The 13,936-nt window shown below is 69.9% G+C and carries 12 protein-coding genes; 1 reads left to right on the top strand and 11 read right to left on the bottom strand.

Annotated elements, in window-relative coordinates; genetic code table 11:
- On the top strand, nt 1-3,288 hold the full coding sequence (locus ACRYCC_RS35035; protein ID WP_433818192.1) for a methyltransferase domain-containing protein: 3,288 nt from the start codon (nt 1-3) through the stop codon (nt 3,286-3,288).
- Here the strand turns inward: ACRYCC_RS35035 and ACRYCC_RS35040 are convergent.
- The 11 genes from ACRYCC_RS35040 to ACRYCC_RS35090 form a co-directional block, all read right to left on the bottom strand.
- On the bottom strand, nt 3,254-3,997 hold the full coding sequence (locus ACRYCC_RS35040) for a class I SAM-dependent methyltransferase (protein ID WP_433818193.1): 744 nt from the start codon (nt 3,995-3,997) through the stop codon (nt 3,254-3,256). The genes ACRYCC_RS35035 and ACRYCC_RS35040 overlap by 35 nt on opposite strands.
- Nucleotides 3,994-4,599, bottom strand: a complete 606-nt coding sequence (locus ACRYCC_RS35045) for a hypothetical protein (RefSeq protein ID WP_433818194.1) — start codon at nt 4,597-4,599, stop codon at nt 3,994-3,996. The genes ACRYCC_RS35040 and ACRYCC_RS35045 overlap by 4 nt, the downstream gene beginning before the upstream one ends.
- Nucleotides 4,580-5,608, bottom strand: a complete 1,029-nt coding sequence (locus ACRYCC_RS35050; RefSeq protein ID WP_433818195.1) for a UbiA family prenyltransferase — start codon at nt 5,606-5,608, stop codon at nt 4,580-4,582. Before ACRYCC_RS35050 ends, ACRYCC_RS35045 begins: the two co-directional genes overlap by 20 nt.
- Nucleotides 5,605-6,777, bottom strand: a complete 1,173-nt coding sequence (locus tag ACRYCC_RS35055; RefSeq protein ID WP_433818197.1) for a methyltransferase domain-containing protein — start codon at nt 6,775-6,777, stop codon at nt 5,605-5,607. The genes ACRYCC_RS35050 and ACRYCC_RS35055 overlap by 4 nt, the downstream gene beginning before the upstream one ends.
- Complete coding sequence (locus tag ACRYCC_RS35060) at nt 6,774-7,754, bottom strand: hypothetical protein (RefSeq protein WP_433818199.1); 981 nt, start codon at nt 7,752-7,754, stop codon at nt 6,774-6,776. The genes ACRYCC_RS35055 and ACRYCC_RS35060 overlap by 4 nt, the downstream gene beginning before the upstream one ends.
- Nucleotides 7,751-7,900 carry a hypothetical protein gene (locus ACRYCC_RS35065; protein WP_433818200.1) on the bottom strand — a complete coding sequence of 50 codons (150 nt, stop codon included), beginning with the start codon at nt 7,898-7,900 and terminating at the stop codon, nt 7,751-7,753. The genes ACRYCC_RS35060 and ACRYCC_RS35065 overlap by 4 nt, the downstream gene beginning before the upstream one ends.
- Before the next feature lie 113 nt (nt 7,901-8,013).
- Nucleotides 8,014-9,228, bottom strand: coding sequence for a class I SAM-dependent methyltransferase (locus ACRYCC_RS35070; protein ID WP_433818201.1), 1,215 nt, complete (start codon nt 9,226-9,228; stop codon nt 8,014-8,016).
- Nucleotides 9,225-9,959: a DUF1365 domain-containing protein gene (locus tag ACRYCC_RS35075; RefSeq protein WP_433818202.1), complete on the bottom strand. Its 735-nt coding sequence runs from the start codon at nt 9,957-9,959 to the stop codon at nt 9,225-9,227. Before ACRYCC_RS35075 ends, ACRYCC_RS35070 begins: the two co-directional genes overlap by 4 nt.
- Complete coding sequence (locus ACRYCC_RS35080; RefSeq protein WP_433818204.1) at nt 9,953-11,194, bottom strand: NAD(P)/FAD-dependent oxidoreductase; 1,242 nt, start codon at nt 11,192-11,194, stop codon at nt 9,953-9,955. The genes ACRYCC_RS35075 and ACRYCC_RS35080 overlap by 7 nt, the downstream gene beginning before the upstream one ends.
- Entirely contained in the window at nt 11,191-12,387 is a 1,197-nt protein-coding gene (locus ACRYCC_RS35085; protein WP_433818205.1) for an FAD-dependent oxidoreductase, read from the bottom strand. Before ACRYCC_RS35085 ends, ACRYCC_RS35080 begins: the two co-directional genes overlap by 4 nt.
- Entirely contained in the window at nt 12,384-13,745 is a 1,362-nt protein-coding gene (locus ACRYCC_RS35090; protein ID WP_433818206.1) for a class I SAM-dependent methyltransferase, read from the bottom strand. Before ACRYCC_RS35090 ends, ACRYCC_RS35085 begins: the two co-directional genes overlap by 4 nt.
- Between the last annotated feature and the right edge of the window lie 191 nt (nt 13,746-13,936).

Consider the following 13,936-nt stretch of genomic DNA (forward strand, 5'->3'; position numbering starts at 1 on the left):
ATGCCCGGGATCTTCATCAGCTACCGCAACATCAAGCGGTCCTACGCGCCGATGCTCATCGACCGTGAGCTGTCCCGCAGGTTCGGGCCCGAGAACGTTTTCCAGGCCGGCCGGTCGAACGTGCCGGCCACGCACTTCCCGAGTCAGATCGAGCGATGGCTCGAAGGCTGCTCAGTGCTCATCGCACTCATCGATCCGCCATGGGTCAACGAAGATCTGCGTCTGCTGGAAGATCCCAAGGACTGGGTCCGGCGAGAGATCGCCTATGCGCTTCGGCACGGAAAGGAAGTGCTGCCCGTACTCCTTGACGGCGTGGAGATGCCGAAGACGAGGCAGCTGCCCGGCGACGTGGCGAGCCTCACCCACCACATCGGTCTGAGGATGGAGTCGGCCACCGCGGACACCGATCTGCTCCGGCTGATCGGTGAGGTCGAGCGGCTGGCTCCGGACCTGGTGCTCGCGAACCTGATGGATCCCGCACTACCCGCTCCGGCCGACCCGGCGGCCCTGCTCCGTGCCGAGCACGAGGTCCTCCCGTTCCGGCCGCGCCCGGAACTCGACCGGCTGGTCGAGTGGTGCCGGCACGACACGGGATCGCCGGCGGCGCTCGTCACCGGCGTTCTCGGTGCCGGGAAGACCCGGCTCGGACTGCACCTGACCACGCGGCTCCGCGGGTTCGGCTGGTCGGCCGGGCTGCTGTCGGTGTCCGCGCCGCCTGAGGCACTTGAACGTCTGGGCGAGACCCGTCTGCCGTCCCTGGTCGTCATCGACGATGCCGAGGCCCGTCCAGACCACGTGCGCGCCGCGCTGCGGTCGCTCGCCACCGCGCCGGGCATGTCCAGCCGGCTCCTGTTGCTGGCCCGGGCCGGGGGCGACTGGCTGGATCGTCTTCGAGACGACCGAGACGACGGCGTGGCGGCTCTCGCGGGCCTCCTTCGGCCACTGCCACTTGAGGCTTTGCGACCGGCGGAGGGTGACCTCCGTGCGGCCTGCACCGCCTTCGCCGAGCGCCTACGGCTACCGCCACTCGCTCCGCCGCCGGCCGTTCCGGCCACGATGCTGGAGATGCAGGCCGCCGCCCTGACGCACGTCCTGCCGTCACACGGTCCGGCCGAGCCGCCGTTGCGCCGAATCCTGCAGCTAGAGCGAGAGTACTGGTCGCGTACCGCGGCGCTCTTCGGGTTACCGGCGGGACGGTCCACCATCGCGGAGCTCATGGCGGCGGTGACACTGTTCGGCGCGAGCACCGAACCAGAGGCGAACGACCTGCTCAGAGCCCTGCGAATGTTTCGAGAAGCCCCGGTGAGCCTGCTGGACTCCGGTCGTGATTTCTTGCGCACCGTCCTGCCGGGACCTGCCCCGTTGAACCCGCTGCGGCCCGAACAACTCGGCGAGAATCAGCTCGCGGACCACCTTCGCTCGCATCACTCGCTCCCGGACGTTCTCGATCGGGTCTCGGATCGGCAGGCCGGTGCCGCGCTGCTGACGCTCGGGCGATGCCTGGATCGCCATCCGGACCTGGCCGGCGCCGTCGAGGCGTTCCTGGGCGCGGCTCCGTACCGGCTCCTGCCGCTGGCGATGACCGCGCTGCCGGCGGTCCCCCGGCCAGAACTCCTCGTCGCATCGATGTCGGCGACACTCGACCGGCTTCCCGCCGCCGAACTCGACCCGATCGTCACCGCGCTGCCGCAGCGCAGTGAGGCACTCGCGCGCTTCGCCGTGGTGGCCACCGAACGGCTGCTGACCGCCCGGCGAAGTGCCGGCCTCGATGACACCGCCACGGCACGGCTTGCCCGGCTGTTCGCGGTACGGCTGGTCTATCTGGGCGAACGCGCCACGGACGCCGCCGAGGCGGCGCGGGCCGCCATCGCGCGGCTGACCGCATCGGCTGGGGTCGAGGAGCGTGCCGAGCTGGCCGAGTCGTACGCGGCGCTGGCTCTGGCGCTCGATCTGACCCCCGGAAGCGCGGAGGAGGCGATGACGGCCGGTGAGGCGGCGATCGACGCCTACCGGACGCTCCCCGAGGAGGATCGGTACACGGCCGCACTGGCCACGACATCGCACAACCAGTCGGTCCGCCTCAGACACGGCCGCCGGATCGAGGAGGCCCTGTCTGCGGCGTCCACGGCCCATACGCTGATCGGCCCGCTCCACCGCACCCGGCCGGCGAGGTTCCGGTCGCTGTACGCCGACGTACAGGAGAACCTGGCGACCCTTCACCACCTGACCGGCCGATCCGCGGAGGCCGAACGCCTCGGCCGCGACACCCTCGCTCTCCGCCGTACGCTGGCCGCCGCCCGGCCGGACGCCTACAGGCCGCAGCTGGCGGGGACGCTGTACAACCTGGGGCTGATCCGGTCCGACCGGGGTGATCCGGCGGAGGCGACGATGCTGTGGACCGAAGCCCTGAGCATCTTCGAGGCCCTCGCGGCACAGCGACCTGACCGCTTCGGCGATGAACGTGACCGGGTCCGCGCCCGGCTCAGCGGTCACCGGCAGCCACCGACACCTGATGACGCAGGAGAGAGAGGACGGTGTCCGATGACACTGATGGATGAGACGCGCATGCACTATGAGGCATTTCCCTTCATCGAGGGTGGCCGGCGGCGCGTCCGGCACTGGAAGCGCCGGTTAGGCGAGCCCCTTCCCGACGGCGTTCTCGCCGATGCCGCCGTACTGGACGTCGGATGTGGTTCCGGGGAGGTCGCGCAGGGCCTTGCCGAACGCGGCGCACAGGTGATCTGTGTCGACCTCACCGCGGCGGCGGTACGCCGGGCGAGGCGGCGGATGCCGGGAATCCTGGCGTGTCAGGCCGGCGCACTGACATTGCCGTTCTCCGACGCGGCCGTGGACCACGCCGTCTCGATCGGCGTGCTCCACCACACGCCCGACGCGTTCCGTGGGCTGGCCGAGATGGTGCGCGTGACCAGGCCCGGTGGGCGCGTCGTCGTGATGCTGTACGCCCGGTGGACGCCCTACCACCTCGTCTATCGCCTGAGCGCGCCGCTACGCGCCCGGGTTCCGGTCACCTGGCTCGGCCGGATGCCGCGCCTCCCGCTTCACGTGATGCGGCTGGTCGTCGCGGCTCAGGTCGGCCAATGGTACGGCGACGACCAGCTCCGGCGGCTGCTCGCTGATCAGTTGTGGACGCCCCGCGCGTCATTTCAATCCGCGCGGCGGATACGCCGGTGGGCGGCGTCGCTCGGCCTGGTCGAGGTGCGGCGACACGCCCTGCTCTGTCATGGCAACCTCTTCACCTTCCAGGTGCCGGCGGACGTTCGAGGATGAAGACGTTGGAGTAGCCGAATATCCGGCGACGCGCCCGCAGCCGTACGCCGAGCGTCCTCGCCCACCTGCGGATCTGGGTGGGACCGTCAAACGTCGCACGTGGCGTCCAGATCTGGTCCGCGACGAGGCGCCGCAGTTGGTCGTCGGAGAGACGCTGGCCGATGAGGAGGCGAACTCCCGGTCGCAGGCAGGCCAGCGCCCACGGCGGCACATCGTCCAACCGGCGAACCGGCACGCGTCGTCTCAGCGGAGCGGTCACGCCATAGAGCAGGTGGTAGGGGGTCCAGCGGGCGTACAGCAGAATGACGATGCGCCCGCCGGACCTGGTCACGCGCACCATCTCCGCCAGCCCACGGAACGCGTCGGGCGTGTGATGGAGGACGCCGATCGAGACCGTGTGGTCGAACACGCGGGACGGGAACGGCAATGCCAGCGCGCTGGCCTGGCACGCGGTGACACGCTCGCCACGCCCCCGTGTACGCCGTGCGGCCGCCTCCGTCAGATCCAGCCCCACCACGCGTGCGCCGCGCCCCGCGAGTGATTGGGCCACCTCACCCGATCCGCAGCCCACGTCCAGCACGAGAGATCCCGACAGCAGCGCGTCGGGGAGTTCCGCCCTGAGGCGCTCGGCCCACCGCGCGACACGGCGCGGGCCGCCTTCCAGGAACGGATACGTCTCGTAGTGCGCCTTCGTCCGCGCGAGAGTCACGACCGCCTCATCGTCCTTCGTAGCCTGCCGAGGAACAGCAGCATGGTGATCAGGATGACCGGAACGAGGACCACGACGACCGCCAGCCGATGTTCGGTGATCAACCGGCTCACCTGGCCTAGGCCGGTCGCGAACCGCGCACCGAGATAGATCAACAGGCACGTCCACATCAGCACACCGGCCGCTATCGCCGGATAGGCCATGCGGCGGTCGGCCCGCTGCGCGCCGAGGGCGAGGTCCACCGGGGTGCTCTGGTGTATCAGGCAGGACGCCAGCACCAGCCCGACCACCATCGGATGCCGCAATTTCGGCAACAACCATCGTCCGGCCCTCATGCGCTCCACCGCTAATCCGCCGGCCCATCGGCCGAGTTCGTAATAGGCGATGTGGAAAAAAGTCCTCAGTGGAACCACGATCGCCAGGATCAGGAGAGCAGGGAGTTCTTTTTCCGTAAGAAGGATGACTTCTGTACTCGGGCGTAGAACGAGCAATACGAGCCGCGCATGGTCGATCAGAACGGAAAGGGCGGCGAGTCCGATCAGCGACGCCAGGTAGAGCGCGACGACACAGACGACACTGCCGCTACCCCGTACGAAGGTCATCTGACCGATCCGCTGCACGTCGGAGATCCCAATACCAGCGCCAATATAGTGCGAACGCCCCTTCCCAGAGGAACAGCGCGATAATCGCCGCCGAGAACGGAATGACCGGCGAGCACAAAGCCACGCCTATCAACAAGAGCAGGAAGCCGGCCGCGAAATAGATCTCCTGGCCGCGTGGCGAGGGACGGCGCAGGCCGGCCAGCAGGGCGCGCAGGCTCGCCCCACCCACAACGCAGAGGACGGCGATCGCCGCCGCTGTGGCGGGAAGTACGACGGGCCTCCCCCATGCCGCCACGGTGACCAGCACCGCCCCGGACAGCGCGACCAGACCCGACACGGACCAGCAGTAGCGCGCGTACGTGCGGCCCGGCACGAGCGTGCCGTCCGGGCCGATACGGGCGCCCATCGCCACCGCGACCGTCCGGAAGCCGGTTCTGAGGTCCGATCCCAGGTCCTTGAGGTTGCCCGCGACGCTGTTCAGCTGCAACGACGCCAGGAACAGCAGTGCCGTCGCCGCCCAGACCACGGCACGGACACCTCCGGCGGCCGCCTGGGCCGTCACCGGCAGCGGTGCCGCCATGGTCGTCGCGAACAGCAGGTCCATGGCCAGCGGATGAGGCGTCGCCTTCTGGTACACGTTCACAAGTGCGCCGAGGATCAGCATCGACACGAACGCCGCCGCCGCGATGGCCGGCCAGTCCATGGCGACCACGACCAGCGTCGCCGACAACGGCAGGATCACCGAGTAGAGCACCGCGACGCGCTCGGAGACGACGCCGGTCACGAGAGGACTGCGCGCACGCGCCGGGTCCAGCCGGTCCCGAGGCAGGTCCACCAGATCGTTGAGCGCGAAGATGTATCCGTTGATCAGCACTCCGGCGAACCAGTACCCCACGAGCCCGGGCGAGGCGCGGTGGCTCATCAGCGGTCCGAGCACGAAGGCCAGGCCCTCGAAGCCCGCCGTGTGCAGCCGCAGCAGGTTCAGGTGCCCGGCGACCAGGTCCTTCACCGTGCGGCCCCGGGCCCGACCGCCGTGGTCCCCCGTGCCCGGATCAGGGCGCGCATGGTGATGGCGCCGAGGATTCGCGCGTACCGGTTGGGGCGTGCCGCCCGTTCGACGAGATCGAGTCCCGCGGCCGGGTCGAACGTCGCGCGATCGATGACGAGGCTGGAGCGCTGCCGATGCGGTGGAAGCCACCGGCCGGGCAGGACGCGCACCCCTTCCAGCCTCGCCAGCCGACGCAGGCGTCGGCGGCCGCCCCAAGCCGGGTGGATCACCACCAGCCCGTCCCTGCGGGCGACGCGCAGTGACTCCAGAAGCGCCCGGCGGACCGGCCCGACGTGCTGCAGGGCATGACCCGCGGTCACGACGGCGAACACCTCGGTGCGGAACGGCAACGCCTCGCCGAGACCGGCGACCGCCGCCGCTTGCAACGCCGCCCCGGCGGCCCGCGCCGGCGCGCGAAGCGAGAACTGGGGATCGAGGGCGACGGCGGCGATCCCGTCGGCGGCCACGTCGATGGTGAGCGGAGAGTCTCCCGAACCGACGTCCAGCAGCGGACCGTGTACCGCGCCGAATCTCCGCTGCCAGGCCTCGCCACCGACCCTGCCGGTGCGCAGGACGCGTCGCCACGGCGGCCGGAGCGACGCCGGCCGGGTCACCGGCGGGCGGCGAAGGAGCAGGTCTCCGGGAGTCTCACCGACGATCTCGAAACCGCGCAGCCGGTAGATCCGGGAGAGCCGGACGTTCTCCCGGGCGGCTTCGGCGCGCAGGGCGATCCCGTACCGGTCGGCGAGCGCCAGCGCGAACCCACCCAGGGCCGCCGTGAGGCGGGCGGCGGCCCGGTCGCCGGGCGATCGGGCCAGGTTGACGAGCCGCCAGGTCTCCGTACCGGACGCGCGCAGGACCCAGGGCAACGTATCCCGGCCCCGCGCGCCTCCGAGCACCAGCCAGAGGACGTGCAGCGCCGCCTCGCCGACGCGATGACGAACGCCGTCGCACGGGAACGGCTCTACCCCCAGCACCAGGCTCCGTCCCGGCACGGTGAGGTGCGGTGTCGTCAAGGCCTTCACGAGATGCCGCCAGTACGGTCCACCGCCGTACGTCTCGTGCAGCACCCGGGCGGCCGTCGGCACCTCGCCGAGGAGCAGCCAGCGCGGTCGATCCTCACCGGTCACGGTGCTCGCCCGGCCGCCACGAAGGCCGCGTCGAGGCCGGCGACGCGGCGCACCGCCCGCGCGCGCCAGGTCTCCGCCAGTTCGGCGAGCACCCCGCCCCCCGCGTCGACCGCCTGCCGAGCGGCGTCGCGGAACGCCTCAACGGCGAGTCGCGCGCAGCCGTGCGCGGCACCACTGCCAAGTACGGCCGCCTCGACGGCCTCGGCGTCCGACACGTCCAGCTCCGGATAGGCCAGCAACGCGGAGGTGACCGGCCACGTCCGGTTCCCGGTCACTGCGTCCTGCACGCAGTCGGCCAGATCGTCCATCAGCTGGAGCCCGGTACACAGCCGCAGTAAGGCCGCGGCGACCGCCTCGACGCCCTCCGTACGGCCGGCGAGATCGGCCACCACGTGCAGCATGGTCACGCCCGGAGCCGCCTTGTCGCCAAGCCGCAGGAGCTCGTCCGCGCCGTACGGCGTCAGGTGTTCGCGATGAGCCAGGTCCCCGAGCGTCGCGGCCGCGTAGCGGTCGTAGTACCGCCGGTGCAGTTCCCGGTAGTGCGGGCCGCGGTCGGGGACGAGGGCCTGCAGCCCGTCGAGGTAGGCGAGCAGGCACGTGTCGGAGAGCAGGCACATGACGGCCGGCGCCTCCCGCTCGTCGAACACCAGATCCTGGAACGCGAAGTGGAAGTGACCGAGCGCGCCGACGACCTGCAGCTCGGTGAGTACCGCGTCCTCGTCGACCCCCCACTCCCGCGCCAGTGCCGCGGGCAGATGAAAGAAGCCGCTCGACAACCCGAAGACCGCGTCCGGATAGCTCTCGGAGTGTTCGGCCAGAGACGGCGTCAACCGCCGCGTACGGGCGCGTGCTCGCGCCGACAGGTCGCGCCAGGGTGAGCGTTCGCGTTCACGGAGGAGCCTCGCCGGCAGAACGAATTCCGCCGGCGAGGCCGCCTCCCCCTCCATTGTGGACGGCGTCGTGGACCACGCGGTCACCAGACGTCCTGGTCCCCATTGGCCTTGGGCATCATCGTGCGCATCCGATCCAGGTCAGGGACGCTCTCGCGGGCCCGCGCGAGGGCGAGCACCTCACGCTCGGCCGTCTCGGCCACAGCCGGATCCAGCGTCATCGTGCCGGGCATATCTCCTCCAGGTCGGGCGGTCGAAGGTGGCGTTTCTCCTCCAAGACATCACCGCGGGGGACGGTGGCGCCTCGTGGCTGGAAAGCTCTGGAGAACCCTGGAGCGAGGCACCGTCAGCAGGCGCTGATCTGGAACTGCCATGCGTTGAGGTAACCGGATCGGAAACCGGCTTCGGCGTAGGCGAGGTAGTACTCCCAGAGCCGCCGGAAGGCCGCGTCGAACCCGAGTGCCGCCACCTCCGCATCGTGCTGAAGAAGACGTCGCCGCCAGGCGCTCAGGGTTCTGGCGTAGTCCGGACCGAGTTCGTGACGTCGCGTGATGCGCATGTGCGGGGCGACGTGCGCCTCGATGGCGGTCACGGACGGGAGCTGACCGCCGGGAAAGACATACTTCTGAATCCAGGTCTGCAGGTCCTTGGTCGCGAGCATTCGATCGTGCGGCATGGTGATGGTCTGCAGCGCGATCCGGCCGCCGGGGGCCAGTGACCGGCGGAGCACCGCGAAGTAGTCCGGCCAGAACTCCGCTCCCACCGCCTCGATCATTTCCACGGAGACCACGGCATCGAACCGGCCGTGGACGTCGCGATAGTCGCGAGAGAGAACTCTGATCTGACGGGCGAACCCGGCCGCGGCGATGCGTTCCTCCGCGAGGCGATGCTGGGCGGGTGAGACCGTCAGCGTGTCGACCGTCGCACCGCGCCTGGCCGCGGCGATGGCCAGTTCCCCCCATCCGGTCCCGATCTCCAGCACCCGGCTGCCGGGCCCGACTCGCGCCAGGTCGAGGATCGCGCCGATCTTGCGCCGCTGGGCGGCGACCAGGTCGTCACCCGGGCCGAAGACCGCCGACGAGTAGGTCATCGTCTCATCGAGGAAGAGCGCGAAGAACTCATTGGACAGGTCGTAGTGGCGCTGGACGTTGTGCCGGACACCGGCGACCGTGTTGCGTTCGCCGGCCGGCCGGTGCCGGTCGATCCGCCGGCGCAGCGCCGCCAGTGGCCGGTTCACCGGCTTCGTCAGGCGCGCGGCCATCGGGGTCAGCACTCCGACCGGATCGTCGCTGGTCCAGTCGCCGGCCACGTACGCCTCACCGAAGCCGATGGAGCCGTTCAGCGCGACTCGTCCGAGAAGGTCCGTCAGCCGTACGACGCGCATGGCCGGTGCGTCGGGGCCGCCACCACCGAGGTGGCCTCCATCCGGCAACACGACACGGACGGGCACCCTGGCGGCCAGCCGGCGCAGGATGCGGTAGAGCGCCCAGGATCTCAGCGGCACCGGCGGGGGCGATGCCGGCCGGAACGTGTCGGCCGTGGGCGGTGGAACGGTGCTCATGCTCTGTTCTCTTCCTTGTGATCGCGTCGCGGCGGACTGTGTGGTCTGGGCACCGTCGGCAGCCCCCTGAGCCACAGCCTGATCCCGTGACCTCTGATCAGGAGGCTGATCCACAACGGGGTGAGGGGCCTGTGAAGCGTCGCGCCGACCATCCCGGCGAGGTCCGACCTGATGCGCCGGCCGGTCAGCGTCGCGGTCAGGACGGCGCGACCGTCCTGGACGAGCGTGATCCGGATCGCGAGCCGGTCGCCGGGCACGGGCAACCACATGAGATAGCGGCCGCCGCCGAGAAATGGGGAGACGTAGAGACGTTTGTCCGCGCGGGCACGCCCGAATGGGCCGGGCTCGAGCAGGTAGCAGTACCGCTCGCCGTAAGTGTTGGAGACCTCGGCCACGACGCATCGCAGCCTTCCGTCACGGTCGTGACACCAGAAGAGGGTGAGCGGATTGAAGGAGTATCCGAGGACGCGCGGCACGGCGAGCATCAGGATCCGGCCGCCGTTCAGCCGGATGCCGCGCTCGGCAAGCCAGGACTCGACGTTGCGGCGGATGGTGCGATCCCCATCGCCCAGGTGATCGGCGGCGCGGAAGCGTGCGAACGGCCGCAGCCACCACGGCAGGGCCGGAAGGTCGTCCAGGTCGACCAGCCACCACCGCAGGTGATGGCCGAACGTCCGGGTGATCGGCCACCGGCGCACGTGGACCAGTCGCGCGGCGTAGATGTTCACCACCGGGGCGCTCCGAAGGCCGCCGCGGCTCTGGCGCCAGCGGCGCAGCCGTCTTCGTGAAACCCCGAACCGTGGTAGGCGCCCGCGTAGGCGGTGGTCGCGCTGGTGAGTGCGGGCAATCTCTGCCGGGCGTCTTCGGACGCCTGGTCGATTCTCGGATGCTCGTACCGCATCGATGCCAGGACGCGGTCCGGATCGATCGAGCCGTTGAGCGTCACCAGGTGATCACCGACGGCGTCGAGCCGCATCAGCCGGTTCAGGTCGTAGGTCACGGTGATCGGGCCTGCGCCCCGGCAGGAGCGTTTGCGCAGGTTCCAGGAGGCCCGTGCGCGCCGGGCTGCCGGGAGAACGGAGGCATCGGAATGCAGGTGGACCCGGTTACGTGTGTAGCGGAACGCACCGAGGACCTCCCGCTCGGCGCGGGTCGGGTCGGCCAGCAGGGCCAGCGCCTGGTCCGCGTGGGTGGCGATCACCACCTTGTCGACCTCGTGCACGCCGCCGCTCGCATCGACGAGGGTGACACCGTCCGCGTGCCTGCGGACCTCCCGGACCGGCGTGGCGAGCCGGACAGTGGTGAGTTCCGCAGCGATCCGGTCGACGTAATTCCGCGAGCCACCGACGACGGTCCGCCACCGGACCCGGTCGACGAGGCTGAGCAGCGCGTGATTGTTCAGGAAGTCGAGCAACGGGCCTGCCGGCTGTGCCAGTCCCGTGTTCTCTTCGGCCGACCAGACGGTCGCGACGAGCGGTAGCGCGACATGGTCGACGAAGTACCGGGAGTAGTCGTGGCGGGCCAGGAACTCGCCGAAGCTCAGTCCCGGCTCGCCGCCGATCCTGAGGAACCGGCGCGCGTCGTTGTTGAACCGCGGGACCTCCGTGAGCATCAGCGCGTAGTTCCGCCACACTCGGCGACTCCCGCGCGGAAGCAGCCCGCGACCACGCCGGCCACCGGCGAATTCCAGTCCGCACTCGTCGCAGTGGACGCTTAGGGACATCTCGGTGGGCCTGGTCTGCACGCCGAGTTCCTCGAACAGCCGGCACAACAACGGATAGGTCCTGGTGTTGTGCACGATGAAGCCGGTGTCCACCGCCGTACCGCCGGCCTGGTGCGTGTGCGCGTGACCACCGAGCCGGTCGTCCGCTTCGAAGAGAGTGACGTCGTGGGTCCGGCGCAACAGGTGGGCCGCGGTGAGGCCGGCCACGCCGGAGCCGATGACGGCGACCGTGCCGTGACTCATGCGTGCCCCGCCGCCCGGTCGCCAAGGTCCGCCTCCTGTGCGTGGGCGCGCAGCAAGGACCGGACGGCGGCCAATGCGGTGCGTGCGGCGCCCTCGGCCGAATCCATCGGATACGCGTTGCTCACATGCGAACCGGCGAAGTGGACGCGGCTCGCGGGGACGCGCAGAATGCGGTCCACGCGGGTGTAGTCACCGGAGAGGATCGCCTCCCCAGGCCGCTGGTTCGGCCGGGACAGGATCCCCTGCACCGGGAAGTCCAGCGGCAGTGTGGCTCGCACGATGTCCAGGACGTACTCGGGATCGGTCCGCTTGTTGCGTATGCACAGCGCCACGCATCGTGCCGCCTCCGGCTGGACCAGGACGCTGATGCCCTGACACTGGTAGACGGCCGGATCCGGGGTCCGGGCGAGGACCGGCTCTCGGGGGTCGAGAGCGATGGTGTGCGCGACACAGTGCATGTGGTCGACCTCGCGGATCCCATGGTCCAGCCGTGAGGCGTTCAAGAGTGCGATCAGATCGGGTACGAATGCGGTCACCACGACCGCGTCGAAGTCGGCGACCGCCTCGCAGGTGTGCACCCTGACGTGGTCGGCACAGGGCTTCAGGCGGGTCACCCGGCATCCGGTCTCGAACCGGACACCGCGCTGACGCAGGAAAGCGGCCCAGGGGTCGATCAGGCAGGAGTCGGTGGGGCCGGGCAGGGCGTATCCGATCTTGGATCGGAAGAGGTTGCCCGCCATCCGAAGGACCGAGCTCAGCGAGTAGTTGAACACCGAGCCGTAGCGATTGGCCCCGCGTTCGCGCGGCCGGTGCTCTCCCAGGAGCGGTGATGGCCGCCAGTTCCAGGTGAATCGGAGTCTGTCGGCCGACGAGAGCTCTTTGGCCATGACGCGGTAGAGATGGGAGATCTCCACCCATGCGCCGTCGCCGGTCCGGGCGAAGCGGTGCAGCCGGCGCAGCGAGTCACGTACTGACCCGCCGTCGGGCGCGGGAATCTCGCGCATCATGCGGAACAGGTGAACGTAGTCCTCCAGGAACACCCGGGGACAGTGCTCCCGGCCGTCCTCCACGTCGGCTCGTCCGCCGAGGCGCGCGGCCTGCTCATAGCAGGTGACCTCGGCCTCGGGATGGGCGGACAGCAGGTGGGCGGCCGACAGGCCGGCGATGCCGCCGCCGACCACGCACACTCTCACGGTGAGACCCCCTGGTGCATGTTCCAGCTCACGCCCGAGCGATCCCCGACCGGCGCGATCCCGCTATCCCCGTCCGGGCCGGTGCGGACGGCGAGGATCTGATGAACGCTCATCCTGTTCTGCTCGAAGGCGAGTGCGCCGCCCGCCAGATAGAGCCGCCACACCCGGGCACGGCGCGCCCCATGGCGGTAGACCACGTCGTCCCAGCCGTCCTCCAGGCGCCGCAGCCAGGCGTTGATGGTCGCCGTGTAGTGCTCGCGCAGGGAGACGACCTCGCGGATCTCAAAACCCGCCTCCTCCAGGAACCGGAGGGTGCGGGGGATCGGCCGCATCGTCATGTCAGGAGCGATGTAGCGTTCGATGAAGGCTCCCCCGCCCGGCGCCTTCTCCCCGCGCGACATCTGCTGGAGCAACAACCGCCCGCCCGGCTTCAGCGCAGTGTGAAGCATGGAGCAGTAGGCCGGGAAGTTCTCATCCCCGACGTGTTCCCCCATCTCGATCGAGGCGACGGCGTCATAGGGCCCGGCGCCCGTCGGGCGCCGGTAATCCTGGTTCACGACGGTGACCGTCCGGGTGAGATCACGGCTCGTCAGCCGCTCGCGGACGAACGTGTACTGGCTGCCGGAGTTCGTCACCCCCGTCGTCTGGACACCGAAACGTTCGGCGGCGTGGATGATCAGGGCACCCCAGCCGCAGCCGACGTCCAGCAGGGTGTCGCCTCGCGTCAGCCCGAGCTTGCGGCAGATGAGGTCCAGCTTGTCGCGCTGTGCGTCGGCGAGGTCGTAGTCCGGCGCCTCCGACATCCAGTAGCCGCAGGAATAACTCATCGTCGGGTCGAGAACCGCGGCGTAGAAGTCGTTCCCCACGTCGTAGTGGTGTGCGATCGCCGCCCGATCCCGCGTCGAGGAGTGCCGGCGCCCGGAGAGCCGTGCCTCGCCCGGAGGCCGTCTCGGCGGCAGCCCGAGTGCCCCGAGCCGGGCGGCGAGTGAGAGGACGCGCGGCCACTGGACTCGGGTGAGGTCGAATTCGTGGTCTCTCACCTCACGGACGAAGCTCAGACATCGGCGCAGGCCCTCTTGGAGATCACCGTCCACATCGAGGTCGCCGGCGACGTACGCCCTGGCGAGCCCGAGTTCCGCGCGCCCGCACATTAGATACCGCACGGCGCGAGACGATCTGATGACCACGACCGGACCGTCGGCCGGCCCGGAGCGGCTCCCGTCCCACAGCCGCAACCCCACGGGAAGCTCTCGCCCCAGTTGCTCGCGGACAAGGTCGGCGAGCCGGCCGGCGATGCCACGTCTTGTCGTACCGGCCGACGAGAACGCCGTCTCGTCCTCCAGCCCCGTATTCGCCATTGCTCTCCTTATCCGGCCCGATCCCCGATAGAGCGGGATTGACCTCCGACGAGAGCATGGAAACGGCGTCCGCTTCCCCGACATCTGGAAGCCTCTGGAATGCGCTGGAGAGTGTCAGGGACGATGCCGACAAATGCCGACATCAACGCCTGGGTCTCAGTAGGCTTACATTGAGGTGTGGGGCACGTCGG

Source organism: Actinomadura scrupuli (assembly GCF_050971785.1).
Taxonomy (GTDB): domain Bacteria; phylum Actinomycetota; class Actinomycetes; order Streptosporangiales; family Streptosporangiaceae; genus Actinomadura_E; species Actinomadura_E scrupuli.

What these genes read in the sequence shown, in the direction of transcription:
- ACRYCC_RS35070 (WP_433818201.1), bottom strand. Translation starts at nt 9,228, where the DNA reads ATGAGCACCGTTCCACCGCCCACGGCCGACACGTTCCGGCCGGCATCG.
- ACRYCC_RS35065 (WP_433818200.1), bottom strand. Translation starts at nt 7,900, where the DNA reads ATGCCCGGCACGATGACGCTGGATCCGGCTGTGGCCGAGACGGCCGAG.
- ACRYCC_RS35080 (WP_433818204.1), bottom strand. Translation starts at nt 11,194, where the DNA reads ATGAGTCACGGCACGGTCGCCGTCATCGGCTCCGGCGTGGCCGGCCTC.
- ACRYCC_RS35045 (WP_433818194.1), bottom strand. Translation starts at nt 4,599, where the DNA reads ATGACCTTCGTACGGGGTAGCGGCAGTGTCGTCTGTGTCGTCGCGCTC.
- ACRYCC_RS35035 (WP_433818192.1), top strand. Translation starts at nt 1, where the DNA reads ATGCCCGGGATCTTCATCAGCTACCGCAACATCAAGCGGTCCTACGCG.
- ACRYCC_RS35090 (WP_433818206.1), bottom strand. Translation starts at nt 13,745, where the DNA reads ATGGCGAATACGGGGCTGGAGGACGAGACGGCGTTCTCGTCGGCCGGT.